Source organism: Actinomadura sp. GTD37 (assembly GCF_041951365.1).
GTDB lineage: Bacteria > Actinomycetota > Actinomycetes > Streptosporangiales > Streptosporangiaceae > Spirillospora.
Genome location: NZ_JBGNUS010000002.1, coordinates 524,641 through 550,254, shown reverse-complemented (window position 1 = coordinate 550,254; position 25,614 = coordinate 524,641). Strand labels below are relative to the sequence as shown.

Sequence of the window (25,614 nt, the reverse complement as noted above, 5' to 3'; positions counted from 1 at the left end):
ACTTCGTAGCGGATTGGAAGGGACGGTGACATGTCGACGCCGGATAATGCGGCCGGGCAGGCCACGGGATTCACCGACCCGGTGATCGACCCCATTCGCGGAACGGGCCCGCGTCCGGCCGCCAGGCCCGCCCCCGGCTGCCCCCTGCGCGCCCTATCCGCGGCCGGCGGGAAGGGCGCCGAGGCGGCGGATCCGGACGATCCCGGTGATGCCGGATGAGCGCCGCGACGGCGGCCCGCGCCGGCGCGCCGGCCGCCCGGCGGGACGCGGGCCTCGGCCTGCTGGAGATCGCCCGCCCGCTGATCGACCGCGCGCGGGACGCCCTGTGCGCCGAGCTGCGCTCCGTGCCCGGACTGCCCGGCGGCGCGGCCGGCCTCCTCGTCCGCGAGCCCCCGCTCGGCTGGCTCGCGATGGCCGTCCGGCCGGCGCTGGCCCGGGAGCTCGGCGCGGCGCGGCGGCGGGGCCTGGACGGGGCGACGTCCCGGGAGCGCTACGAGGCGTTCGTGCGGAGCCTGCGCGACCCCGGGACGGCGGAGCGGATCCGGGCGGAGTACCCGGTCCTCGCCGGGCAGGCCGCCGGTCTCCTGGACGCCTGGGTCGCCGCCCGCGCCGCCTTCGCCCGCGACCTCGCCGCCGACCTGCCCGCGCTCCGCGGCGCCTTCGGCGACCCCGGGGCCCTGCGCGGCGCCGCCTTCGGGGCCGCCGAGACGCACCGGGGCGGCCGGACGGTCGCGATCGTCCGGTTCGAGCGCGCGACCGTCGTCTACAAGCCGCGGAGCCTCGCCGTCGACCGGTGCTTCGACCGCCTCCTCGGCTGGTTCAACGCCGCGGACGGCGTGCCGCACCCGCTGCGCCGCCCCCGCCTCCTCGACCGCGGCGACCGGGGGTGGAGCGAGTACGTCGAGCCCGCCCCGTGCGACCGGGAGGCGCTGCCCGCGTTCTTCTGGCGGATGGGGGCGCTGCTCGCGCTGACCCACGTGGTGCACGGCTACGACCTGCACGCCGACAACGTCATCGCCGCCGGCGCCGATCCCGTGGTGGTCGACCTGGAGGCCCTGTTCCACACCGAGGGGACGCAGCCGATGGCGCGCCGCGCGCGGCTCGGCGACCCGGCCGCCGCGCGGCTGGCCGAGTCCGTGCTGCGCACCGGCCTGCTGCCCGGCCCGCTCGTCATGCCGGACGCGGACACCGGACTGCCCTTCGGCGTCGACATCAGCCCGCTCGGCATCGCCCCGGGCCGCCGCTCCCTCATCCCGACGCCGATCACCGAGCACCCGGGCACCGACCGGATGCGGATCAGGCTCGGCTACCGGACCGTCCCCGCGCCCGCGGGGCGGCTGCGCCTGCCGGACGGGGCGGCCGCCGACCCGCGCCCGCACCGGGACTCCCTCGCCGCGGGCCACGCCTTCGCGCACCGCCTGCTCGCCGCCGCCGGGACCGGCCTCCTCGCGCCGGGCGGGCCGCTGCACGGCTGCGCGGACGTCCCGGTCCGGCTGATCCAGCTGTCGACGTTCCTCTACGTCCGGCTGCTGCTGGACGGCTGGCGGCCGGAGGCGGTGCGCGACCCCGCCGTCCGCGAGCGCGGCCTCGACCGGCTCGCCGCCGGCTGGCCCGGCGTCCCGCACCGGGCGGCCCTGATCGAGGCGGAGAAGGCCGCGCTGCGGCGCGGCGAGGTGCCGGTCTTCGAGATCCGCCCCGGGCACCGCGACGTGTGGCTGGAGGACGGGACGCGCCTGCCCGGCGTCCTGCCGGCCGCGCCGCTGGAGGAGACCGCCGCCCGCCTGGCCGCGCTGGGGGAGGACGACCTCGCCGCCCAGCTGGAGGTCGTCGACGCGAGCCTGGCCGCGCTGGACACCCGGCCGCGCGCCGGCCACCCCGCCCGCCTGCCCGCGCACGGGCCGTCCGGCGGCGATCCGGTGCGGGACGCCCTGGACATCGCCCGGCGGCTCGACGCGACGGCCGTCCGCGACGGCGACCGGATCGGCTGGCTCACCGTCGAGGTCGTCGACGCCGCGTCCCGCCGGGTCGCGCCCGCCGGTCTCGGCCTCTACGGCGGCCTGCCGGGCATCGGCCTGTTCCTGTCCTACCTGTCCGCCGTGACCGGCGAGCGGTGGGTCGCGGGGCTGGCCGAGCGGGTCGCCGACGAGGTCGTGCTGCGCTGCCGCGCGTCCGCGTCCGTGCCCGCCCTCGGCCCCCGCTATCACCTCGCCCACGCCGCCGCCGTGCACCGCCGCGCGGACCTGGCCGAGGCCGCCCGGGACGCGCCGCCGTCCGCGCCGTCCGGGCCCTGCGTGCTGGACGGCGAGGCCGGCGCGCTGCTGTCCGCGCTCGCCCTGCACGCCGTCCTGCCCTGCGCACCGGTGGCGGACGCGGCGCGGGCCGCCGGCGACCGGCTCCTCGCCATGGAGCCCGCCGGCCCCGGCTTCGGCTACGGCGCGCCCGGCGCGGCGGTCGCCCTCGACCGCCTGCACGGCCTGCTCGGCGACCCCCGCCACGCGGCCCGCGCGCGGGAGCTCGCCGACCCCGGCCCGGCGGCCGAGCCCGGCTGGTGCCAGGGCGCCGCGGGCACCGGCCTCGCCCTGCTGGAGCTCTCCGCCGCCGTGCCCGGCCTGGAGCGGTCCCTCGACGCTGCCGCGCGGACCGTCCGCGAGTCCGGCCCGGCGCCGGACGACGCGCTCTGCCACGGCGCGTCCGGGCTCGCGGAACTGCGCGCGGCCCTCGGCGAACCCGCCCCCCGCCCGTCCGGCGAACGGCGCACCGCCCTGCCCGCGCCCGCGCCCGGACTCCTCGCCGGCCTGTCCGGGATCGGCTACGGGCTGCTGCGCCGCGCGTTCCCCGCCGACGTGCCCCCGGTGCTCACGCTGGCGCCCCCGCACCCCTGAGCCATGCTCCCGTTCCCCCCGGAGGAGACGACATGACCGTGGACGTTCAGCCCGGCCTGCTCGCCATCGACGGCGCCGCGCCGGTGCGCACCGAACCCTGGCCGACCTACGACAAGGGCGACGTCTTCATCGGCGAGGACGACCTGGACGACGCGCTCGGCGCGATCCGGGACCGGCTCTACTTCCGCTACGACCACCGCCCGCACGCCGAGACGCAGACCGGCCGGTTCGAGCGGGACCTGTGCGCGTACTTCGGCGTCCCGCACGCCCTGGCCTGCGCCAGCGGCACCGCCGCGATCGCGCTCGCGCTGCTCGCCCTGGACCTGCCGCCCGGCTCCCTCGTCGCCTGCCCCGCCTTCACCTTCGCCGCGACGCCCAGCGCGATCCTGCTCGCCGGGCACCGCCCCGTCCTCGTCGAGTGCGACGACGACCTGCACATGGACGTGGCCGACCTGCGCCGCCGGCTCACCCCCGGCGTCCGCGCGATCGTCGTCGTGCACATGCGCGGGTTCGCCTCCGACATGGACGCGATCTGCGCGCTCGCCCGCGAGCACGGCGTCCCCGTGGTCGAGGACGCGGTGCCCGCGCTCGGCGCCCGGCTGAACGGCCGCCTCCTCGGCACCTTCGGCGACGCGGGCGCGTTCAGCACCCAGTCCGACAAGTCGCTCAACACCGGCGAGGGCGGGTTCCTGCTGGCCCGCGACCCGGCCGTGCACGCCCGCGCCGTCGTCTACTCCGGCGCCTACGAGGGCCGGATGGCGCGGCACTTCGACGGCCCGCCGCCGCCCGTCGACGACCTGGCCCTGCCGATCTTCAGCATGCGGATGGACGAGATCAGGGCCGCGCTCGCCCGCCCGATGCTGCGCCGCCTGCCCGACCGGCTCGCCGCGCACCGCCGCAACCACGACGACGTCGCGGCCCGGCTCGCCGGCGTGCCCGGCGTCGCGCCGCGCCGGCCGGTCGCCGACGGCGCCTACCTCGGCGAGGCGCTCGTGTTCCGGCTGCCCGGCGCCGGCGCCCGCGGCGCCGCGTGGACCGCCGCCGCGCTGCGCGCCGAGGGCATCGCCGCCCGCGCCCTCGGCGACCCCGGCGACACCAACGTCCGCGCCTTCTGGAACTGGCGGTTCCTGTTCCCGGACGCGGCGCGCGCCCGCGCCGAGTTCCCGGCCACGGCCGCGCGGCTCGACGAGGCGATCGACATCCCGCTGTCGGCGAACCTCACCGAGCGGGACCGCGACCACGTGGTCGCGGCCGTCCGCAAGGTCGTCGGCTCCGGCGCCGGGCGCCGCTGATGGTCCGCGTCCTGTACGTGACGGGCTGGTGCCGCAGCGGGACGACCCTGCTCGGCAACCTCCTCGGCGAGGTGCCCGGCGCCGTCCACGTCGGCGAGCTGCGCTACCTGTGGACGAACGGCGTCCTCGGCGAGGGCACCAACACGCTGTGCGGATGCGGGCAGGACATCCCGTCGTGCCCGCTGTGGAAGGCCGTCGTCGGGCGGCTCGCCGGCGACGACCCGGCCTGGCACGCCGAACGCGCCGTCCGGCGCCAGCGGGCCGCGCTGCGGACCCGGCACACCGGCCGCCGGCTCGCCGAGGCCCGCCGCCTCCGCGCCCCGCACCCGGCCGTCCGCGACCTCGCCGCCCTGTACGCGGCGATCGCGGACGAGACCGGCGCCGGGCTGATCGTCGACACCGGCAAGTTCCCCGCCGAGGCCGCCGCGCTGTGCGGAGCGCCCGGCGTGGACGCCCGCGTCCTGCACGTCGTCCGGGACCCGCGCGCCACCGCCGAGTCGTGGCGGCGGGCGAAGGAGTACATCCCGGCGATGGGCCCCGCCCGCAGCACCGCCTACTGGACGGGGTTCAACGCGGCGTCCGAACGCGTCGCCCGCGCGTTCCCCGGCCGGTGCCTGCGGCTCCGCTACGAGGACTTCGCCGCCCGCCCCCGCGCCGAGCTGGCACGGGTCATGCGGCACGCGGGCCTCGCCGGCGACCCGCCCGTCGACGCCGCGGGCACGGCCCGGCTCGGCGTCAACCACACCGTGACCGGCAACCCCGACCGGCTGCGGCGGGGCCCGGTCCGGATCCGGGACGACGACGCGTGGGTGCGCGCCCAGCCCGCGTCCGCCCGCGCCGTCGCCACCGTCCTCGCCGCGCCGCTGCTGGCCCGCTACGGCTACCCGCTGCGTCCCGCCCCCGCCCGGACCCCCGAGGAGCTCTGATGGATCTCGGACTGCGCGGCCGGGTCGCGCTGGTCGCCGCCGCGACCAGCGGCCTCGGCCTGGCCACCGCCCGCGAGCTCGCCGCCGCCGGCGCGGACGTCGCGTTCTGCGGCCGCGACCGGGCGCGGCTGGACGCCGCGGCCAAGGAGATCGACGCGGCCGGGCCGGGACACGCCGTCCCCGCTCGGCTCGACGTCCGCGACCACGCCGCCACCGCCGCCTGGGCGCGCGAGACCGCGGCCGCCCTCGGCGGGCTCCACGTCCTGGTCACGAACGCGGGCGGCCCGCCGTCCGGCCCCGCCCTCGGGTTCGGCGTCGACGCCTACCGCGACGCGGTCGAGCTGTGCGTGCTCTCGCACATCGCGCTCGTCCAGGCGGCCGTGCCGCACATGCGGGACGCGGGCTGGGGCCGCATCCTCATGATCGCGTCGGAGACGATGCGGCAGCCGGCGCCGGAGCTCGCGCTGTCCAGCACCGTGCGGCCCGCCCTCGCCGGGTTCGCCAAGTCGCTCGTCCGCGAACTGGGCCCCGCCGGGATCACGGTCAACGTCCTCGCGCCCGGCTACCACCGCACCCCGGCCGTGGACGCGCTCCTCGGACCCGACCGCGAGGCCGGCCTCGCCGGGATCGCCGCGGGCATCCCGCTCGGCCGGCTCGGCTCGCCCGCCGACTTCGGCGCGGCCGCCGCGTTCCTCGCGAGCGAGCGGGCCGGCTTCATCACCGGAACGACCCTGCTGGTGGACGGCGGCCTCAGCCAGGGCATCTGAGCGGGCCGCCGAGAAGGAGGCGCAGTGGAGTTCGACGACGTGCTCGCCGCGCGGCGGATGGTCCGCCGCTACCGGCCCGACCCCGTCCCCGCCGAGACCGTCGACAAGATCGCCGGGACGATCCGCCGGGCGCCGAGCGCCGGGTTCAGCCAGGGCCACCGCCTCGTCGTCGTCACCGACCGCGCGACGCGCGAGCGCGTCGCCGGGCTCGCCGAGGAGTCCCGCTACCCGGAGAAGTGGCTGTCGGTCGCGCCCGTGCTCATGGTGCTCGGCGTCCGCGAGGACGACTACCACGACCGCTACACCCGGCCCGACAAGCTCATCGACGGCGAGGAGCTGGATTGGCCCGCCCCCTACTGGTGGGTCGACTCGGGGGCGTTCCTCATGCTGATCCAGCTCGCCGCGATCGACGCGGGCCTCGCGGCCGGGTTCGCGACCGTCCGCCGCAAGGACGAGCTCAAGGCCCTGCTCGGCATCCCCGGCGACGTCGCCGTGGTGGGCGTCGTCACGATCGGCCGTCCCCGCGAGGACGCCGCGGCGCCGTCCGACACCGCCCGCCTGCGCTCGATGCGGAAACCCCTCGGCGACCTCGTCCACCACGAGACCTGGACGGACCCGCGCTAGAACCACGTCGTCGGCAGGCCGTGCGGCGGGCCGGACGCCCCGGAACGCGGGCCGCGCATCAGGGGAGCCGCGGCGAGCCTCTCAGATGGTGGACGCCGTCACGGGCGGTGGCGCGGAGTCAATAGGATCGTGGGCATGCTGCGCTGGTTGACCGCTGGGGAGTCCCACGGCCCGGCCCTCACCGCGATCGTGGAGGGGCTGCCGGCCGGCGTGCGCGTGACCTCGGGGGACATCGCCGAGGATCTGCGCCGCCGGCGGCTCGGGCACGGGCGGGGCGCCCGGATGAAGTTCGAGCAGGACGAGGTGGCGATCCTCGGCGGCGTCCGGCACGGGGTGACGCTCGGCGGGCCGGTCGCGATCGAGATCGGCAACACCGAGTGGCCGAAGTGGGAGACGGTCATGTCGGCCGACCCCGTCGACGCCGACGTCCTCGCCGCCCAGGCGCGCAACGCGCCGCTGTCGCAGCCGCGCCCCGGGCACGCCGACCTCGTCGGCATGCAGAAGTACGGCTTCGACGACGCCCGGCCGGTGCTGGAGCGGGCGAGCGCGCGGGAGACCGCGGCGCGGGTCGCGCTGGGCACGGTCGCCAGGGCGTTCCTGAAGCAGGCCCTCGGCGTGGACGTCCTCAGCCACGTGATCGCCCTCGGCGAGGTCGAGGCGCCCGACGGCGTCCTGCCCGGCCCCGGCGACCTCGCGCGGGTGGACGAGAGCCCGGTGCGCTGCTTCGACGCCGGCGCGTCCGCCGCGATGGTCGCGCACATCGACGAGACGAAGAAGGCCGGCGACACGCTCGGCGGCGTCGTGGAGGTCCTCGCCTACGGGCTCCCGCCCGGCCTCGGCAGCCACGTCCACTGGGACCGGCGGCTCGACTCGCGGCTTGCCGGCGTCCTCATGGGCATCCAGGCGATCAAGGGCGTGGAGCTCGGCGACGGGTTCGCCACCGCCCGGCGGCCCGGCTCGCGGGCGCACGACGAGATCGACGGGACGCCCGAGGGCGTCCGCCGCCGGACGAACCGGGCCGGCGGCGTCGAGGGCGGCATGACGACCGGCGAGGTGCTGCGGGTGCGGGCCGCGATGAAGCCGATCTCGACCGTCCCGCGGCGGCTCGACACCATCGACGTGAAGACCGGCGGGCCCGCCAAGGCGATCAACCAGCGCAGCGACGTCACCGCCGTGCCCGCCGCCGGGGTCGTCGCCGAGGCGATGGCCGCGCTCGTCCTCGCGGACGCGGCGGTGGAGAAGTTCGGCGGCGACTCCGCCGAGGAGACCGCGCGCAACCTGCGCGGATACCTGTCCTCCCTGACGATCAAGTGAGCGGGACCATGCGACCGAAGGCAGTCATCATCGGGCCGCCCGGCTCGGGCAAGACCACGATCGGCGGCGCGCTCGCCGCGCGCCTCGGCGTCGCGCTGCGCGACACCGACGCCGACGTCGAGGCCGCCGCGGGCAAGCCGGTCGGCGAGATCTTCATCGACGACGGCGAGGAGCGCTTCCGCGAGCTGGAGCGCGCCGCGGTCCGCGCGGCGCTCGCCGGGCACGAGGGCGTCGTCGCGCTCGGCGGCGGCGCCGTGCTCGCCGCCGAGACCCAGGAGCTCCTCGGCGGGCACACCGTCGTTTACCTGAAGGTCGGCCTCTCGGAGGCGATCAAGCGGGTGGGGCTCGCCTCCGCGCGGCCGCTGCTCGTGCTGAACCCGCGCAGCCAGATGCGCAAGCTCCTGGAGGAGCGCCTCCCCGTCTACGAGCGGCTCGGCACGGTGAGCGTCGACACCGACGGCCGCGACGCCGACGACATCGTCGAGGAGATCGCCAAGGCCCTGGGGGCGGCATGACCGGGCGGAGCGGGCGCGCGACCGCGGCCCCCGCCGGGGCTCGCGGGGAGGACGCGTGACGCGGGCGCGGGTGCACGTCGGCGGGGCCGACCCGTACGACGTCGTCATCGGGACGGGCGTCCTCGGCGAGCTGCCCGCGATGGTCGGCGACCGCGCCCGCACCGTCGCCGTCGTCCACGCCGAGGGCCTGCCGGAGATCGCGCGCCCCGTCGCCGGGGCCCTCGAACGGGCCGGCTACGCGGTGCACGCGCTGCCCGTCCCCGACGGGGAGGCGGCCAAGGAGGTCGGCGTGCTCGCCGGGCTCTGGTCGTCCTTCGCCCGGTCCGGGATGACCCGCACGGACGTCGTCGTCGGCGTCGGCGGCGGCGCCACCACCGACCTGGCCGGGTTCGCGGCGGCGTCGTGGCTGCGCGGGGTGCGGGCGGTCCTCGTCCCCACCACGCTGCTCGGCATGGTGGACGCGGCGGTCGGCGGCAAGACCGGCATCAACGTCCCCGAGGGCAAGAACCTCGTCGGCGCCTTCCACCCGCCCGCCGGCGTCCTGTGCGACCTGGCCACGCTGATGACGATGCCGCACGAGGACTACATCAGCGGCCTCGCCGAGATCATCAAGGCCGGCTTCATCGCCGACCCCGCGATCCTGGAGCTGGTCGAGGACGACCCGAAGGGCGCCGCGTCCCCGGACGGCCCGCACACCCGCGAGCTGGTCGAGCGCGCGATCCGGGTCAAGGCGGAGGTGGTCTCCGCCGACCTCAGGGAGAGCGGCCTCCGCGAGATCCTCAACTACGGCCACACCCTCGCCCACGCGATCGAGAAGGCCGAGGACTACCGGTTCCGGCACGGCCACGCCGTCGCGATCGGCATGGTCTACGCCGCCGAGCTGGCCCGCCTCGCCGGGCGGCTGCCCGCCGGGACCGTCCGGCGGCACCGCGACGTCCTCGCCTCGGTCGGCCTGCCGGTCTCCTACGCCGCCGACTGGGCCGGCCTGCGCGCCACCATGGCCATCGACAAGAAGTCGCGCGGCGCGACGCTCCGCTTCGTCGTCCTCGACGGCATCGCCGAGCCGGGCCGCCTCGAAGGCCCCGACGAGGCCCTGCTGGCCGCCGCCTACCGGGAGATCACCCCATGAGCCGCGTGCTCGTCCTGAACGGTCCCAACCTGCGGCGGCTCGGCGTCCGCGAGCCGGACAAGTACGGCACGACCAGCTTCGAGGAGCTCGTCGCCCTGTGCCGCGACACCGGCCGCCGCCTCGACCTGAGCGTCGAGGTCCGGCAGACCGACGACGAGGCGGAGATGGTCCACTGGGTCCACCAGGCCGCCGACGAGCGCATCCCGGTCGTGCTGAACCCGGCCGCGTTCACGCACTACTCCTACTCGCTGCGCGACGCCCTCGCCCAGCGCACCGCCCCGCTCATCGAGGTCCACATCACCAACCCGGCCGCCCGCGAGGAGTTCCGCCACACCTCCGTGGTCGCCGGCGTGGCGACCGGCACCATCGCGGGTTTCGGCGCGATGTCCTACGTCCTCGCCTTGCAGGCCGTCGCCGAACTGCTCGCCGAGAACCCCACCGCCTAGCCCGCGCGGCCCCCACCGCCCGGCACGCGCGCCGTCAGCCTTCCTGGACGGCGTTCCGGGTGAGGTCCTTCAGTTCGGCGACCACGTCGTCCAAGGGGGCCACGTCGCGGTGGGCGCGGCAGAGGATGGTGGCGCCCTCGACGGCGGAGACGATGAGGCGGGCGAGGCGCGCGGCGCGGTCGTCGGGGACGCCGGCGTTGCCGAGGCCGGTGGCGAGGGTGTCCTGCCAGCGGCCGAACACGGCCGCGGCGGCCGCGGCGAGCCGCGGGGCCTCGTCGTGGGACTCCACGGTGACCGCGACGACGGGGCAGCCCGCCCGGAACTCGCTCTTGACCAGCACCTGCCGCCACCAGCCGACGAAGGCGTCCACGGCGGAGGCCGCGTCGCCGCCCTCGGTGGCGGCGAGGATGCCCGCGTTGAGGAACTCCCCGGCGTAGCGGACGGCCTCCTCGGCGAGCTGCGCCTTGCCGTCCGGGAAGTGGTGGTAGATCGACCCGCGCGGGGCGCCGCTGTGCGCGATGACGTCGCGGAACCCGGTGCCGCTGTAGCCGCGCTCGCGGAAGAGGTAGGCGGCGCTGCGCACCATGCGTTCCCGGCTGTCGGTCCCCATGCCTCGATTATGACATTCATCATAGGGTGCTCGCATTGACCATGACGATCGTCATACAGAATTCTGCCTATGACGGACGTCCTACCGACGGCGGCTACTGGCAGGGGGCGCACGGTACGCCGGACCTGGAGGACCTCCCGCCCGATACCGGCGCGTAGGGTTCGCCCAGGGCACGGATGAAGGAGAGCTCGATGATCGACCTGCAGCGCGACGGGGACGTGTTCGTCCTGCGCTTCGACGCCGGCGAGAACCGGTTCGGCCCCGACTTCCTCGGTGCGGTCGAGGGCGCGCTCGACACCGTGGCGAAGAGCGACGGGCCCGCCGCGCTGGTCACCGTCGGCACCGGCAAGTTCTACTCCAACGGCCTCGACCTGGACTGGCTCGGCGCGAACCAGGACAAGTTCGCGGAGTACCTGGGCCGCGTCCACGCGCTGTACGCGCGCGTCCTGGAACTGCCGATGCCCACGGTCGCGGCGCTGAACGGGCACGCCTTCGCCGGCGGCGGGATGCTCGCCCTCTGCCACGACTTCGCCGTCATGCGGACGGACCGCGGCTACTTCTGCCTGCCCGAGGTCGACCTCGGCATGAGCTTCACCCCCGGCATGAACGCGCTCATCAAGGGGCGGCTGCCGGGGGCGACCGCGCACGAGGCCATGCTCACCGGCCGCCGGTACACCGCCGAGCAGGCGCGGGACGCCGGGATCGTCCAGCATCTCGCCGCCGAGGACGAGGTCCTGCCGGCCGCCGTCGGACTCGCCGCGGCGTCGGCGGGCAGGAACGGCACGACCGTCGCCAAGATCCGCGGCGACCTGTACCGGCCGGTGCTGGACGCGCTGCACGGTCCCGCCCTGGGCTGACGGCCCGGCGGCGGAGTAGGGTCACGTTCGACTGGAATCGGATTCGGTTAGGGAGAGGATGCTCGATGCGCATCGGGATGGCGCTCAGCTACTCGGGCGGTTTCAAGGAGACCGTCGAGGAGCTGTCCGACTACGAGAAGGCCGGCCTCGACATCGTCTACGTCGCGGAGGCCTACAGCTTCGACGCGGTGAGCCAGATGGGCTACATCGCGGCCAAGACCCGGCGGCTGGAGATCGCCTCCGGCATCCTGAACATCTACTCCCGCACGCCCACCGCGATGGCGCAGACCGCCGCCGGCCTGGACTACGTGTCGGACGGGCGGTTCACGCTCGGCATCGGCGCGTCCGGCCCGCAGGTCATCGAGGGCTTCCACGGCGTCCCCTACACGGCGCCCCTCGGCCGCACCCGCGAGGTCATCGAGATCTGCCGCAAGGTGTGGCGGCGGGAGCGGCTCCAGCACGACGGCAGGCACTACAAGCTGCCGCTGCCCGAGGGCCAGGGCACCGGCCTCGGCAAGCCGCTGAAGCTCATCAACCACCCGGTCCGCGCCGACATCCCGATCCTGGTCGCCGCGATCGGCCCGAAGAACGTCGAGCAGACCGCCGAGATCGCCAACGGCTGGGAGCCGATCTTCTACATGCCGGAGAAGGCCGCGGACGTGTGGGGCGCCTCCCTCGCCGCCGGCAAGGCCAAGCGCGACCCGGCGCTCGGCGAGCTGGACGTCGTCGGCCAGGCCGCGCTCGCCATCGGCGACGACGTGCAGGGCTACCTGGAGTTCGGGCGCCCGATGGCCGCGCTCTACATCGGCGGCATGGGCGCCAAGGGCAAGAACTTCTACAACGACCTCGCCCGCCGCTACGGCTTCGAGAAGGAGGCCGAGGAGATCCAGGACCTGTACCTGGACGGCAAGAAGGACGAGGCCGCCGCGAAGGTCCCGCAGGAGCTGCTGGAGAAGATGTCGCTGATCGGGGCCGAGGGCCACGTCCGCGAGCGGCTCGCCGCGATGAAGGAGTCGGGGATCACGACGCTGAACGTGTCCCCGATCGCGGGCGACCACAAGGGCCGGCTCGCCCTGATCGAGAAGGTCAAGGAGATGGCCGCCGAAGTGTGAGCGGTGCGCACGTGTGAGCGGTGCGCACGAGGACGGGTGGGCGAACGGGCGGCGTGCCGGGCACGCCGCCCGTCGCGCGCCTCAGAGCGCCGCGTGCACTTCCCCGGCGACGCGCTCGCCGGAGCGGACCGCGCCGTCCATGTAGCCCGTCCAGTAGTCGGACGTCTCGGTGCCCGCCCAGTGGATCGGCCCGCAGGGGGCGCGCAGCGCCGGGCCGAACGCGGTGAGCGCGCCGGGCGGGGCGACGCCGACCGGCCCGCCGCCGCTCCACATCTCGTTGTCCCACCGCTGGAACGCCGTGATCCTCGGGGCGGCGGCCTTGTCGCCGAACAGCTTGGTGAACGAGTCGAGGCCCGCGGCCCGGACGTCGTCCGCGGACGCGCCGTCCAGCCTGCGGATGTTCGCCTGGTTCATGAAGCCCATCAGGATGCCGCGCGACCCGTCCGGCGGGCTGTTGTCGAACGTCGCGTCGATCGCGCCGCTGTCGGCGACCGCCTGCCCGGTCAGCCCGTCCGCCCGCCAGAACGGCGTGTCGTAGACGCCGACGAACTTGGCGATCGAGCCCATCGGGTACCGCTGCATGAGCTGCGCCCGGCCCGCCGGCAGCCCCGGCGAGTAGTCGATCCGCCCGGCGATCGCCGGGGACATCGCGACGACGACCCGCTTCGCCGACACCGTGACCCCGTCCGCGGTGACGGTGACGCCGCCCGCGCCGGCCGCGATGGACCGCACCGGCGCGTTGTAGCGGATGATGTCGCCGAGCCGCGCCGCCAGCCGGACGGGCACCTCCTGCGAGCCGCCGACGAACCGGGACTCCTGCGCGCCGTCCTTGGTGTTGATCAGCCGGTCGATCGTCCCGGGGGTGCTCTCGTTGCCCGCCGCGGCCGCGTAGTGCAGCAGGTACAGCAGCGAGATCTCCTGCGAGCGCATCGACAGCGTCGAGGAGGCGAACGCGTCCATCAGGAACCGCGCGCCGCTGCTCAGCGAGTTGGACCGCGACCAGGTGTGGAACGTCTGGGCGTCCCACTCCTCGGCCTTCGCCGCCTTCCACGGCTCGCCGACCGGCACCTCCGCGATCATGCCGCCGAGCTTGAGCAGCGCCAGCTCCAGGTCGATCACTCCCCAGTCCGGCGGGACCGCGCCGAGGAGGCCGTCGGTGGCGTACAGGGACCGCTTGCCGTTGCGGTAGTAGACGTTCTTGCCCTCGTTGTTGGTCTTGAACGTCGCGACGCCCATGTCCCGGGCGAGCGCGGCGATGCGGTCCTGCGTCGGGCCGATGAACTCGGCGCCGCCCTCGCTGGTGGTGCCGTCGCCGAGCGGCAGCCCGTACACGCGCCCGCCGGGCCGCTCCCGGGCCTCCAGCACGATCACGGACCGGCCGGCCGCGACGAGGTCGCGGGCGGCGGTGAGGCCGGACAGGCCGGCCCCGACGATCACCACGTCGGCGCCGAGGGGGGCGGTGCGGGCGGCGGCGGACGGCGCCGCGGCGGCGGAGGCGACCGCACCGGCGGCGGTGAGCGCGCCCGTGCCGAGCAGTCTGCGGCGGCTGACTCGGGTCAAGGGGAATCCCTCCTGGGGGGAAGACCGTGCGGGGGGACGGAAGATTCACACGGTCGGTCACGCTAGGCCAGCCCTCACGGCAAAGTCGAGGGTTCTTCATGTTTCGTGACCGCGTCGAGACGGCCCTCACCGCGCCCCCCGGGCGATCCTCTAGAGTCCTGACCATGGGGGAGACGCACATCGCGCGACGCCGCCGGCTGGCCGCGCTCGTCGCCGAGCGGGACGCCGGCGCCCTGCTGGTGACCCGGCTCGTCAACGTCCGGTACCTGACCGGCCTCGACAGCTCCCGGGCGGCGCTGCTCGTCCCGGCCGACGGCCCGGCCGTCCTCGCGACCGACGGCCGGTACGCCGGCATGGCCGCCGAGGTCTGCCCGGAGCTGCCCGTCGTCGTCGACCGGCAGGTCGCGGAGGCGCTGCTGGCGCGGGCCGCCGCGGACGGCCGGTCCCGGATCGGCTTCGAGGCCCACGACCTGACCGTCGAGCACCACGCCGCCCTCCTCGACGAGGCGGAGAGGCTCGACACGGCGATCGAGCCGGTGCCGCTCGGCCGCCTCGTCGAAGAACTCCGCATGGTCAAGGACGAGGAGGAGATCGCCCTCCTGCGCGAGGCGTGCGCGATCACCGACCGCGCGTTCGAGGCCGTCCTCCCCGAGATCCGCGCCGGGGTCACCGAGCGGGCCGTCGCGGTCGCGCTCGAACGGGCCATGGTCGACTCCGGCGCCGAACGCCCCGCCTTCGAGTCGATCATCGCGTCCGGCCCGAACGGCGCCGTCCCGCACCACCACCCCGGCGGCCGCGAACTGGAGCGCGGCGACCTCGTCACCATGGACTTCGGCGCCCTGTACGGCGGCTACCACGCCGACATGACCCGCACCGTGGCCATCGGCGAGCCCGCCGGCTGGCAGCGCGACCTCTACGACCTCGTCCACCTGGCGCAGCGCGCCGGACTGGACGCCGCCGTCCCCGGCGCCGAGACCAAGGAGGTCGACGCCGCCGCCCGCGAGATCATCGCCGCGGCCGGGCACGGCGGGGCGTTCCCGCACGGCCTCGGGCACGGCGTCGGCCTGGAGATCCACGAAGCGCCGCTCATGGGGTACGACAAGACCGGTAAACTCATGGTTCGAGTTCCGATCACAGCGGAGCCTGGGGTCTACCTCACCGGCCGGGGCGGCGTCCGCATCGAGGACACGTTCGTGGTCCGCGCGGACGGCCCGGAGCTCCTCACCACGACTACCAAGGACCTGCTCGTCCTGTAGACGCGCGGGTCCGCGACCGGGAGAACTGCCAGTGGCGACGACGAACGACCTGAAGAACGGCATGACGCTGAACATCGACGGCCAGCTGTGGACCGTCCTGGAGTTCCAGCACGTCAAGCCAGGCAAGGGCGGCGCGTTCGTCCGCACCAAGCTCAAGAACATCCTGTCGGGGAAGGTCGTCGACAGGACCTTCAACGCCGGCACCAAGGTCGAGGTGGCGAGCGTCGACAAGCGCGAGATGCAGTACCTCTACCGCGAGGGCGAGGACTTCGTCTTCATGGACACCGAGACCTACGACCAGCCGCACATCCCGGCGACCGTGGTCGGCGACGCCTCGAACTACCTGCTCCCCGAGCAGAACGCCGTGATCGCCTTCAACGACGAGAACCCGCTGTACGTCGAGCTGCCCGCCGCCGTCGTGCTGGAGATCACCGAGACCGAGCCCGGCCTGCAGGGCGACCGCTCCACCGGCGGCAGCAAGCCCGCCACCGTCGAGACCGGCGCGCAGGTCCAGGTGCCGCTGTTCATCACCACCGGCGAGAAGATCAAGGTCGACACCCGCTCCGGCGAGTACCTCGGCCGCGCCTGAGATGGCGGCGCGCACCAAGGCACGCAAACTCGCGCTGGACATCCTGTTCGCCGCCGAACTGCGGGAGGAGGAGCCGACCGCGGTGCTCGCGGCGCGGGGCCGCCCGAACCAGGACGAGCTGGCCGAGTTCCCGCACGCCGTCCGGCTGATCGAGGGCGTCCAGGCGCACCGGGAGCGCATCGACGAGCTGCTCTCCACGTACGCGACCGGCTGGACGCTGGAGCGGATGCCGGTCGTCGACCGCAACATCCTCCGGATGGGCACCTACGAGCTGCTGTGGGTCGACGACGTCCCGGACGGCGTCGCCGTCAGCGAGGCCGTCGGGCTGGCGACCGAACTGTCCACCGACGAGTCCCCCCGCTTCGTCAACGGCCTCCTCGCCCGCCTCCAGCAGCTGAAGCCGTCGCTGAGTCTCTAGCCCCTGGGGGGCGACCCCCCTGGAACCCCCGCCACGAGCCGGTCGATCCTCGCACCACGGTTTTCGGGGGCTGTGACCGTGCGGGTTCGTGTCGTGCGGTCGCCCGGCTCGGCGGGCATGCCCGCTGCGCTCGCAGAGCTCGCTCCGCGTGCCTGCCCGTGGGGCCGCTCAGGTCTGTGCGACGTTCACGCCTGGTCCAAGAGAGGACATTGCGACCCGTCCCGCGATATAGGGGGCCGGCGCGTCGCTGTCGGGGCTCGCTGGGTTCGTGAAGGTTGAACGGGGTCGCCTGCGGTGGTGGGTGTCGCGGCGGCTGCGGGGGGGGGGGGATTGCTTTGTGCGGGCGTGCGGGGCTGCTTCGCCTGCCCGCCCTTGATCGGCGGCCAAGGTCGGAGCGCCGGGGTTCGGTGTCCGGCGTTCCCCGGGGCGGGGGGCGGCTAGGCTGGGCCGGGATGAGCGACGTTAGGGGAGCGGCCGTGACCGGCCGGCGACAGAAGCGTGCGCGCGGCAGCGGCCGGGTGCGCAGCGCCGTCCTGTGGGACGCCCTGCGCACCGTGCTCGGCCGCATCACCCCCGAGGCCGGCCCGCGCGACGTCGTGGACGTCGGCGGCGGCACCGGCGGGTTCGCGGTCCCGCTCGCCGAGCTGGGGCACCGGGTCACCGTGGTCGACGCCAATCCGGACGCCCTCGCCGCGCTGGAGCGCCGCGCCGCCGAGTCCGGCGTGCGGGTCCGGGCCGTGCAGGGCGACGCCGTCGACCTGCCCGACCTGCTCGGCCGCGACGCCGCCGACCTCGTGCTGTGCCACAACGTCCTGGAGTTCGTCGACGAGCCCGGCGCGGCGATGGCCGCGCTGACCGGCGTGGTCCGGCCGGGCGGATCGGTCAGCGTGCTGGCCGCCGGGCAGGTCGCCGCCGCGCTGCACCGCGCCGCGGCCGGGCACTTCGACGACGCGCGGCGGGTGCTGACCGACCCGTCCGGACGCTGGGGCGAGGGCGACCGGATGCCCCGCCGCTTCACCCGGGAGACGCTGTCGGCGCTGGTCCGCGGCGCGGGCCTGCGGGTCGCCGAGCTGCACGGCGTCCGCATCTTCGCCGACCTGGTGCCGAGCGGCCTGCTCGACGGCGACGCCGACTCGGCCGACGCGCTGATCGCGCTGGAGGCGGTCGCCGCCGTCCACCCCGTCCTGCGGGACCTGGCCGCCCAGCTGCACCTGGTGGCCGACAAGCCGGCCGAGTAGCACCCGTGAGCCGCAAGCAGCAGCTGCACCGGCCGGGGCCGCAGCCCGGGCCGCCCGCCGACGACACCGGATGCGCCGTCCTGCACGTCGACATGGACGCGTTCTTCGTCAGCGTCGAACTGCTCGAACGCCCCGAGCTGCGGGGCCGTCCCGTCGTCGTGGGCGGCGCCGGGCCGCGCGGGGTGGTGTCCGCGGCGTCCTACGAGGCCCGGACGTTCGGCGTGCACTCGGCGATGCCGATGACGCGGGCGCGGCGGCTGTGCCCGCAGGCGGTCGTGCTCCCGGTCAGCCACGGCAAGTACTCCCGCGTCTCCGCCGCCGTGTTCGAGATCTTCCGCTCGGTCACCCCGCTGGTGGAGGGCCTCTCCCTGGACGAGGCGTTCCTCGACGTGGCGGGCGCCCGGCGGCGGCTCGGCCGCCCCGCCGAAATCGCCCGGATGATCCGCGAGCAGGTCCGCGACCAGCAGGGCATCACCTGCTCGGTCGGCGTCGCGAGCACCAAGTTCATCGCCAAGCTGGCCTCCACCCTGTGCAAGCCCGACGGGCTGCTCGTGGTGCCCGCCGGCGGCGCCGTCGACTTCCTGCACCCGCTCCCCGTCGCGTCCCTGTGGGGCGTCGGGGAGCGGACGGAGGAGCATCTCACCAGGCTCGGCCTCCGGACGGTCGGCCAGCTCGCCCAGGTGCCGCTGGCCACGCTCCAGCGCGAGCTGGGCAACGCGATGGGCGCGCACCTGCACGAGCTGGCCTGGGGACGCGACCCGCGCGAGGTCGTCCCGCACACGCCCGACAAGAGCATCGGCGCCGAGGAGACGTTCGACACCGACGTCGACGACCCGGAGGCCATCCGCCGGTCCCTGCTGGGGCTGGCGGAGAAGACCGGCGAGCGGCTGCGCGCCGGCGGGAACGCCGGTCGGACGGTGAGCGTCAAACTGCGGATGGCGAACTTCAAGACGATCACCCGGGCGCGCACGCTGAGCGAGCCGACCGACCTCGCCCGTGTGATCTATGTCACAGCCTGCGAGCTGTACGAGGCAGCCGGGCTGGAACGGGTACGACTCAGACTGGTCGGAGTACGGGTCGAGAACCTGTGCCCCGCCGGCGAGGCCCCCCGTCAGCTCGCCTTCGACGAGCCGGAACACGGCTGGCGTGAGGCCGAACGTGCCATGGACCAGGTCGCGCACCGGTTCGGCCGCGGCGCCGTCCGTCCCGCCGCGCTGGTGCGGCGCGCGGTGGACGGTGACGGACGTGACGGCAGGGACGGAAGACAATGAAAGAAGGCTGTGGGGTGACCGGCACCGGGCCCTCGACGGGCCGTTCGCTTTCGTACGCTCGACAGTGCTCGTATTCTGGGCATATCACCGTTGACGTTCGCGTCCCGCATCGGATACCCCGTCGCGGAGCTGTCGTTGGGAGGTGCCGTGCCGCTCTCTGAGCACGAGCAGCGCATGCTCGAACAGATCGAATCGGCTCTGTACGCCGAGGATCCGAAGTTCGCTCACGCGGTTCGCTCGACCAACCCCCAGGTCCATTACAAGCGCCGGATCGTCAAGGCCGCCCTCGGCTTCGTCGTGGGAGTCTGCGCCCTGATGGCCGGTCTTGTGATCAACGAGGGCACGGTCACCATCGCGATCAGCGTGACCGGTTTCCTGCTGATGGTGGTGTGCTGCGTCTGGGCGTTGACGAGCTGGAAGCGGATGACCGGCATCGGGAACGAGTCCGCCCGGAGCACGGGCGGCCGCCCGTCCCGCCCGGCCAAGGCGGGCTTCATGGAGCGCATGGAAGAGCGCTGGCGCCGCCGCACCGAAGGCGACTGAGCGGAGCTCCAGGCTCCAGCGGAGCGGAGGGTGGCGCTCCGTCTCGCGCGGTGGAGTCTGGGGGTCGTTCCCAGAGGTGATGCTTTGCGACGTCTGGGGCGGGGCTTCGGCGGAGGGTGGCGTTCAGTCCTGCGGGTCGGGGGTCTGGGGGTCGTTTCCCAGGAGTGATGTTGTGCGGCGTTTGGAGCGCCGTCGTCCGCTCGGTGTGACCATCCGGTACGGATGATCGTCCCGGCCTTGGGGAGGCCGGGACGAACGCGTGTCCGGGGGTGCCCGCCGGGTCTACTTGCGGCGGAGGCGGGCGGGCAGGTCGTTCAGGCGGTTGGCTGCGTCCAGGGCGCGGTCTCCGGCGGTGCGCAGCACGGTGCGGGTCTGGGTCACCGTCGAGGGCGGCAGCAGGCGGGCGCGCCAGCGTGCCCGGCGGCCCACGGACGCCGCGAACGACTCCCGGACGGTCCGCACGTCGGCGCGCAGCCGCTCCACCGGCTCGGCGGAGCGGGACCGGGAGTAGCGGGCCAGTTCCTCGGCGCGGGCGATGCGGGTGAGGGCCTGCGCGCCCGCCGCGTCCAGTTCGAGCAGCTCGCCGAGGCGCCGCGCGGTGGCGCGCGGGGAGTCGCTCGCCCGCCATTCGAGCCCGTGGTCGAGCGCGTCGGCGCGCATCTCCTGCCACGCGGCGTGCGCGGCCCGGGCCGGGTCGGGCGCCCCGGTCCGTCCACCGATCGGGGCCCCGGACGCCGGGTCGGGGCGCCGCGCCCGCCGCCCGTCGGGGCCGCCGGACGCCGGGCCGGGCGGCCCCGCCCGCGACCCGGCCCGCGCCCCGGGCGACGGCGCGGACGGCGCGGCCAGCGCGGCCCAGCGGCGGCGCCGGGTGAACCTCCGCAGCGTCATCGGGACGGCCAGCAGCAGCAGCGCCAGCAGCGCGCCCGCCAGCCACGGCGTCGCGGAGAACCCGCCCTCCTCGTCGTCCTGCGCGGCGGTGGCGCCGCCGGCGCCCTCGTCGTCGCGGTGCCGGGCGCCCGTGCTGGGCGCGGCGGTCGCCCCGGCGTCGGGGGAGGAGGCGTCCGGCGCCTGCCCGGTCGCCCCGTCGTCGTCGCCGCCGGTGCTGACGGCCGGCTGGCTGTAGGACGGCGCGACGGCGGTGCCCTGCCCGGCGGCCCCCGACGGCGTCGGCTCGAACCGCACCCAGCCGGTGCCCTGGAAGTACAGCTCCGGCCACGCGTGCGCGTCCCGCGACCGGACGACCCACTCGCCCGGCCTGACCTCGCTGCCCGGCGTGTACCCCATGGCCACCCGGGACGGGATGCCGAGGATCCGGGCCAGCAGCGCCATCGACGCGGCGTACTGCTCGCAGTAGCCGCGCTTGCTGTGCAGCAGGAAGTCGACGAGGTCGCTGCCGTGCTGCGGCGCCCGCGCGGACAGGTCGTAGGTGAACCCGCCGGTGGAGGTGAACCAGCGCTGCAGCCGCACCGCCTGCGTGAGCGCGGTCGCCGACCCCGCCGTCACCTGCTCGGCGAGCCTCCTGACCTCCTGCGGGATGTTCTTGGGCACCGCCGTGTAGTGCGCGACGACGTCGGCCGGGTAGCCGCTCGCGGCGGCGAGCTGCCCGCTGGTCGGGTCGGCGCGCACGCTCTCCACGCTGTAGGAGCGGCCGCCCGCCGAGTCGCGCAGCGAGTAGAGCATCAGCGACGACGGATGCACCCGCCAGTCGCCTTTGATCGACACGCTGGTCGGCGCGTACGGCACCGGCAGGAACGTCATGTTCCGGACCTCGGGCCGCACAGCGACCTTGGTCGTCACCTTGTGGACGCGTCCGAGGGACAGCCCCGGCGGCGGCGGGAGCGTCCGCCCGTAGCCCAGCCTGTCCTTGGAGCTGCTCTTCAGCGGGCTGTAGGTCCACCGGTCGCCGTCGAACCGGTCGAGGGCGTAGAGGCGCAGGTAGTCGGGGCCGTCCGGGTCGTCGGTCCGGTAGGTGAGGACGACCGAGTCGTCCAGCCGGGTCAGCTCCCGCTTCAGGCTGACGAGCGGGTCGGGCGTGGTCACCGTCCGCGTGCCCTCGCCGGCGGCGCCGCCCAGGCCGAACACGCCGCGCGGCTGCAGGCCCGGCACGGCGGCCGGCAGCAGCACCGCGACGGCGACCGCGCCGACCGCGATCCGGCGGCCGCTCGCCGCCAGCGCCGCCGGGTCGGGCCGCGCCGCCGCCTCGCCCGGACGCGGTTCCGCCCCCGCCATCGGGACGTCGCGGGGACGGCTGTGCGTGGTGACCATGCGGCCCCACCCGCCGACCTTCTCGCGGGAGTCGGCCATCAGCAGGCCGAGGAAGCCGAGCGCGCCGGCGCCGAACGCCAGCCAGCCGACCCCGTCCTCGCGGACGGCGGCCGGCACGCTGTACATGGCGAGCAGCGGCAGCCCGGCGGGCGCGGTGCGGTGCAGCCGGACGGCGAGCAGGTCGACCAGCACCGCGACCAGGCCGATCCCGGCGGCGGTCAGCATCGCGATGCCGGGCAGCAGCGGGACCGGCGCCGCGTACCGGTTCGCGGCCCGCCAGCCCTCCCCGGAGAGGTCCCCGAGGTGGTGCAGCGAGTCCGGGGACGGGATGAACACCAGCCACGCCCTGCCGGCGGCGTACACGAGATTGAGGTAGAGCAGCAGCGCCGCCAGCCCGAACACGAGGTTCATCAGGGCGGGCATCCGCAGCCGCCGGGCCAGCAGCCCGCCGCCCGCGACCGCGAGCACCGCGCCGAACCCGGCCCAGAACCAGCCGGCCCTCTCGAACAGCGGGTAGAGGCCGAGCGAGCCGGTGAGCGTCGCCGCCCCGGCCATGGCGGTCATCCGGATCCTCATGCACCGTCCCTGACGAAGTCCTCGCCGGCCTTCCCGGCCGCCGTCCACGCTCGGGCGAGCTCCGCCGCGGACCGGACCGGCAGCACCCGCCACCCCGCCGCGCGCAGCAGCCCCGCGGCCTGCGCACCGCCCGCCGCGCCGGCGTCCGCGCCGCCGTCCGCCTGCGCGGGTCCGCCCTCGACGAGCACCGCGACGCAGGTCCCGGCGCCGCGCCGCACCGCCGCCACCGAGCGGGCCTCCTCGGCGGACAGGGCGCCGAACACCGCGACGATCAGCCCGTCGCGCTCCCGGCCGCCGCCCCGGGCGCCGCGCAGCGCGGCCAGCCCCGCCGACAGCGAACCGCCCTTGGACGTGCGGGCCACCGCGAGCGCGTCGAGCAGCAGCCCCTCGAACGCGCCCTCGGACGGCGCGGTCGGCAGCGCCTCACCGGCGTCGGTGAAGTACCGCAGGCTCATCCCCGTCCGGACGAGGTGCACCCCGATCGACGCGGTCGCCGACACGGCCTGCTCGAACGAGCCGCCCAGCCCCTCGCCCCAGTGCGCCGCGCGGCGGGTGTCGAGGAACAGCGTCCCGCTGCTCTGGAAGTGCTGCTCCTCGCGCCGCACCATCAGCTCCCCGTGCCGGGCGGTGGACCGCCAGTGCACGCGGCGCAGGTCGTCGCCGTGCCGGTACTCGCGGGGCGCGACGTCGTCCTCGCCCGCCGCGGAGACCGCGCGGGCGACGCTGTCGCCGCCGCCCGTCCACGCGCCCGACAGCCGGCCGTGCGGCAGCGGGACGATCCGCGGCGTCACCGTGAGGGTGTCGGACAGGCTGAACGAGCGCACCAGCTCCACCATCCCGAACGGGTCGGCGAGCCGGACCGTCAGCGGCCCGACGCGGTAGCGCCCGCGCACGTCCGACCGGATCCGGTAGCCGAGCTGCCGGGAGCCGTGCGACTCGATCCGGTCCAGCACGAACCGGGCCCGGCCGCCGAGCGCGTAGGGGACCCGGTCCTCGACCATCAGCAGCCCGCTGGGCAGCCGCGACACGTTCTCCAGCCGCAGGTCGACGCGGGCCTCGCGGCCGACCGGCAGCCGCGCCGGGTCGAGCCGCCGCGCGCACGCCAGCCGGTACCTGGTCCGCGACACGGCGAGCATGCAGAGCAGCGGCAGCACCAGCACGAGCACCCCGGCGCGCAGCAGGTCGCGCTCGCCGAGGACGACCGCGCACACGATCGCGGTGGCGCCGGCGGCCACGAAGGACCGCCCGCGCGTGGTGAGGCCGGCCAGCGCGCGTCGCACCGGTCACTTCCCGGGGGAGGGCACCGGCAGCCGCTTGACCAGGTCGGCGACGACCTGCTCGGGGCGGCGCCGCTCCACCTGCGCCTCCGCGGTCGGCAGCAGCCGGTGCGCGAGGACGGGGACGGCGAGGTCCTGGACGTCGTCGGGGACGACGTAGTCGCGGTCGTCGAGCGCCGCGTACGCCCGCGCGGCCCGCACCAGGTGCAGCGTCGCCCGCGGGGACGCGCCGAGCCGCAGGTCGGGGTGCTTGCGGGTGGCGGCGACGAGGTCGATGGCGTACTGCCGCACCGGCTGCGCGACGTGCTGGCGCCGCACCACCTCGATGAGCTCGCGGACGTCGGCGGCGTGCGCGACGGGGGTGAGCCGGTCGAGCGGGGACGCCTGGCCGTGCGTGTCGAGCATCTCCATCTCGGCGGCGGAGTCGGGGTAGCCCATCGAGATGCGGGCGGTGAACCGGTCGCGCTGCGCCTCCGGCAGCGGATAGGTGCCCTCCATCTCGACCGGGTTCTGCGTGGAGATCACCATGAACGGCGGCTCCAGCGCGTAGGTGGTGCCGTCCACCGTGACCTGGCGTTCCTCCATGCACTCCAGCAGCGCCGACTGCGTCTTCGGGGACGCCCGGTTGATCTCGTCGCCGACCACGATGTTGGCGAACACCGGCCCCGGCTTGAACTCGAACTCGCGGAGCTCCTGGTTATAGGCGCTGACCCCGGTGATGTCGCTCGGCAGCAGGTCGGGGGTGAACTGGACGCGCCGCACCGAGCAGTCGACCGAGCGCGCGAGGGCCTTGGCGAGCATCGTCTTGCCGACGCCGGGCACGTCCTCGATCAGCAGGTGCCCCTCCGCGAGCAGCACCGTGAGCGCGAGCCGCACCGCCGAGGGCTTGCCCTCGATCACCGACTCCACCGCGTCGCGGATCTTGTTCGCGACGCGGGCGAGCCCGTCGAGCCCGCGGTCGGGCCCCTCGCCTCCCGACGCGCGGCGGCGGGCAGGGCGGGGTGCCGGGGGGTCGGTCTCCATGAACGACTCGCCGTGCGTACCTACTGCCACCAAACCCTCCTCAGCCGTTCCACCCGACAGTACGTCGTCGGAAGGCCCGTCGCGATGTTCATGGGGAACGCGAGCCCATTGTGCTCCACGGTGCGGACGGCGGACGCCGTCCGGCCCTGCGGGCCCGCCCTCCACCGCGCTTCTCCACCGCGTTCCACCACCGTGCTCCACCCCTGCGCTCCACCACGATCGGCCGGCGTCCGCCGCGGCCCGCGGAAACACGTCCCGCGGTGTTCCGCGACGGTCCGGCACGCGGAGCGGGGGCCGCTGGGCCCCACTCCGCACCACCCCCGCTGACCTGCGGTTTCGTTCGTGGAATTCGCCCACGGCAGGTGTTTTTCTTGTTGACGGTGGGGAAGAGTGGAGTAGAGTGGGGCGCCGTGGGGGCGGTAGCACCCCATGCGGCGCGGGAGGTGGGGCCGGTGTTCCTCGGCACCCATTCGCCGCGCCTCGACGACAAGGGACGACTGTTCCTGCCGGCGAAGTACCGCGAGGAGCTGTCGGGGGGATTGGTGATCACGAAGGGCCAGGAACGCTGCCTGTACGTCTTCCCCATGGCGGAGTTCCAGCGGATTACCGAGGCTCTGCGTGCCGCGCCGGTCACGGAGAAGGCGGTCCGGGGCTACAGCCGGGTCTTCTTCGCCGGCGCCTCCGACGAGGTACCGGACAAGCAGGGCCGCGTCACGATTCCCCCGCCGCTGCGCAAGTACGCGGGGCTCACCCGCGACTGCGCGGTCATCGGGGCCAACACGCGTCTGGAGATCTGGGACTCCCAGGCATGGGAGACCTACCTGGAGCAGGAGGAGCAGACGTTCTCCGACGTCTCCGAGGAGGTGTTGCCAGGGATCCTCTGAGCGAAGACTCGTCGGTCCGTTGACCGGCTATGGCCCACGTTCGGCCAGGTCTCCAGCCGCTCTCCGAGCCGGCTGGCGCAGCTTCCCCGGTGCCAGGCGGCGACCCCCCGCGGAAACGCGGTGATCTTCCTCTAGGGCAGCGGATGGGGACCTGGCCGGGCGAGGCCGCCGCCGGGGGCACGGAAACGGTCCGGTCCGGCGATGCCACACAAGTCCGCGAGCGAGGTGGCAGTACAGGGG

General features: G+C 75.2%; 23 protein-coding genes. 18 read left to right on the top strand and 5 right to left on the bottom strand.

The features are described 5' to 3' along the window. Positions 1-215: 215 nt before the first annotated feature. The 9 genes from ACA511_RS16655 to aroQ all read left to right on the top strand — a co-directional run bounded on the left by ACA511_RS16655 (position 216) and on the right by aroQ (position 9,895). Entirely contained in the window at positions 216-2,882 is a 2,667-nt protein-coding gene (locus ACA511_RS16655; RefSeq protein WP_375025234.1) for a type 2 lanthipeptide synthetase LanM family protein, read from the top strand. Between the two features lie 32 nt (positions 2,883-2,914). Then, positions 2,915-4,174, top strand: coding sequence for a DegT/DnrJ/EryC1/StrS family aminotransferase (locus ACA511_RS16650; protein WP_375025233.1), 1,260 nt, complete (start codon positions 2,915-2,917; stop codon positions 4,172-4,174). Further along, positions 4,174-5,100, top strand: coding sequence for a sulfotransferase (locus tag ACA511_RS16645; protein WP_375025232.1), 927 nt, complete (start codon positions 4,174-4,176; stop codon positions 5,098-5,100). Before ACA511_RS16650 ends, ACA511_RS16645 begins: the two co-directional genes overlap by 1 nt. After that, positions 5,100-5,867: an SDR family oxidoreductase gene (locus ACA511_RS16640; RefSeq protein WP_375025231.1), complete on the top strand. Its 768-nt coding sequence runs from the start codon at positions 5,100-5,102 to the stop codon at positions 5,865-5,867. The genes ACA511_RS16645 and ACA511_RS16640 overlap by 1 nt, the downstream gene beginning before the upstream one ends. Before the next feature lie 24 nt (positions 5,868-5,891). Then, positions 5,892-6,491, top strand: coding sequence for a nitroreductase family protein (locus tag ACA511_RS16635; RefSeq protein ID WP_375025230.1), 600 nt, complete (start codon positions 5,892-5,894; stop codon positions 6,489-6,491). Between the two features lie 135 nt (positions 6,492-6,626). Then, positions 6,627-7,805 (top strand): chorismate synthase, encoded by a 1,179-nt coding sequence (aroC, locus tag ACA511_RS16630; protein ID WP_375025229.1) that lies wholly within the window; start codon positions 6,627-6,629, stop codon positions 7,803-7,805. A gap of 8 nt (positions 7,806-7,813) precedes the next feature. After that, positions 7,814-8,320 (top strand): shikimate kinase, encoded by a 507-nt coding sequence (locus ACA511_RS16625; protein ID WP_375025228.1) that lies wholly within the window; start codon positions 7,814-7,816, stop codon positions 8,318-8,320. Between the two features lie 55 nt (positions 8,321-8,375). Further along, the gene (gene aroB / locus ACA511_RS16620) at positions 8,376-9,449 is read left to right on the top strand and encodes a 3-dehydroquinate synthase (RefSeq protein WP_375025227.1); all 1,074 of its coding nucleotides are present in this window, start codon (positions 8,376-8,378) and stop codon (positions 9,447-9,449) included. Beyond that, entirely contained in the window at positions 9,446-9,895 is a 450-nt protein-coding gene (aroQ, locus tag ACA511_RS16615; protein ID WP_375025226.1) for a type II 3-dehydroquinate dehydratase, read from the top strand. Before aroB ends, aroQ begins: the two co-directional genes overlap by 4 nt. Before the next feature lie 34 nt (positions 9,896-9,929). Here aroQ and ACA511_RS16610 read toward each other — a convergent pair whose 3' ends face one another. Beyond that, on the bottom strand, positions 9,930-10,505 hold the full coding sequence (locus ACA511_RS16610; RefSeq protein ID WP_375025225.1) for a TetR/AcrR family transcriptional regulator: 576 nt from the start codon (positions 10,503-10,505) through the stop codon (positions 9,930-9,932). Between the two features lie 191 nt (positions 10,506-10,696). On the opposite strand from ACA511_RS16610, the gene ACA511_RS16605 reads away from it, so the two are divergent. Both ACA511_RS16605 and ACA511_RS16600 read left to right on the top strand, forming a co-directional pair. Next, on the top strand, positions 10,697-11,362 hold the full coding sequence (locus ACA511_RS16605; protein ID WP_375025224.1) for an enoyl-CoA hydratase-related protein: 666 nt from the start codon (positions 10,697-10,699) through the stop codon (positions 11,360-11,362). 65 nt (positions 11,363-11,427) lie between these two features. Beyond that, positions 11,428-12,474, top strand: a complete 1,047-nt coding sequence (locus ACA511_RS16600) for an LLM class F420-dependent oxidoreductase (RefSeq protein WP_375025223.1) — start codon at positions 11,428-11,430, stop codon at positions 12,472-12,474. A gap of 81 nt (positions 12,475-12,555) precedes the next feature. Here the strand turns inward: ACA511_RS16600 and ACA511_RS16595 are convergent, their stop codons facing one another. Beyond that, the gene (locus tag ACA511_RS16595) at positions 12,556-14,034 is read right to left on the bottom strand and encodes a flavin monoamine oxidase family protein (RefSeq protein ID WP_375025222.1); all 1,479 of its coding nucleotides are present in this window, start codon (positions 14,032-14,034) and stop codon (positions 12,556-12,558) included. Between the two features lie 164 nt (positions 14,035-14,198). On the opposite strand from ACA511_RS16595, the gene ACA511_RS16590 reads away from it, so the two are divergent. The 6 genes from ACA511_RS16590 to ACA511_RS16565 all read left to right on the top strand — a co-directional run bounded on the left by ACA511_RS16590 (position 14,199) and on the right by ACA511_RS16565 (position 19,349). Then, entirely contained in the window at positions 14,199-15,290 is a 1,092-nt protein-coding gene (locus ACA511_RS16590; protein ID WP_375025221.1) for a M24 family metallopeptidase, read from the top strand. 31 nt (positions 15,291-15,321) lie between these two features. Then, complete coding sequence (gene efp / locus ACA511_RS16585) at positions 15,322-15,879, top strand: elongation factor P (RefSeq protein ID WP_375025220.1); 558 nt, start codon at positions 15,322-15,324, stop codon at positions 15,877-15,879. A gap of 1 nt (position 15,880) precedes the next feature. Next, positions 15,881-16,297, top strand: a complete 417-nt coding sequence (gene nusB, locus ACA511_RS16580) for a transcription antitermination factor NusB (RefSeq protein ID WP_375025219.1) — start codon at positions 15,881-15,883, stop codon at positions 16,295-16,297. Between the two features lie 452 nt (positions 16,298-16,749). Further along, a complete protein-coding gene (locus tag ACA511_RS16575) occupies positions 16,750-17,535 on the top strand; it encodes a methyltransferase domain-containing protein (protein WP_375025218.1) in 786 nt (261 codons plus the stop codon). A gap of 5 nt (positions 17,536-17,540) precedes the next feature. Beyond that, a complete protein-coding gene (locus ACA511_RS16570) occupies positions 17,541-18,806 on the top strand; it encodes a DNA polymerase IV (protein ID WP_375025217.1) in 1,266 nt (421 codons plus the stop codon). Between the two features lie 147 nt (positions 18,807-18,953). Next, positions 18,954-19,349, top strand: coding sequence for a DUF3040 domain-containing protein (locus tag ACA511_RS16565; protein WP_375025216.1), 396 nt, complete (start codon positions 18,954-18,956; stop codon positions 19,347-19,349). 282 nt (positions 19,350-19,631) lie between these two features. On the opposite strand, the gene ACA511_RS16560 is transcribed toward ACA511_RS16565, so the two are convergent. Genes ACA511_RS16560 through ACA511_RS16550 form a run of 3 tightly spaced genes read right to left on the bottom strand, consistent with a single transcriptional unit; the run spans position 19,632 to position 24,490 of the window. After that, on the bottom strand, positions 19,632-22,190 hold the full coding sequence (locus ACA511_RS16560; RefSeq protein ID WP_375025215.1) for a DUF3488 and DUF4129 domain-containing transglutaminase family protein: 2,559 nt from the start codon (positions 22,188-22,190) through the stop codon (positions 19,632-19,634). Next, positions 22,187-23,470, bottom strand: a complete 1,284-nt coding sequence (locus ACA511_RS16555; RefSeq protein WP_375025214.1) for a DUF58 domain-containing protein — start codon at positions 23,468-23,470, stop codon at positions 22,187-22,189. Before ACA511_RS16555 ends, ACA511_RS16560 begins: the two co-directional genes overlap by 4 nt. 3 nt (positions 23,471-23,473) lie before the next feature. After that, positions 23,474-24,490, bottom strand: a complete 1,017-nt coding sequence (locus ACA511_RS16550) for an AAA family ATPase (protein WP_375025607.1) — start codon at positions 24,488-24,490, stop codon at positions 23,474-23,476. A gap of 452 nt (positions 24,491-24,942) precedes the next feature. Here ACA511_RS16550 and mraZ point away from each other — a divergent pair, with 452 nt between their 5' ends. Beyond that, positions 24,943-25,374, top strand: a complete 432-nt coding sequence (gene mraZ / locus ACA511_RS16545; RefSeq protein WP_375025606.1) for a division/cell wall cluster transcriptional repressor MraZ — start codon at positions 24,943-24,945, stop codon at positions 25,372-25,374. Positions 25,375-25,614 lie beyond the last annotated feature (240 nt).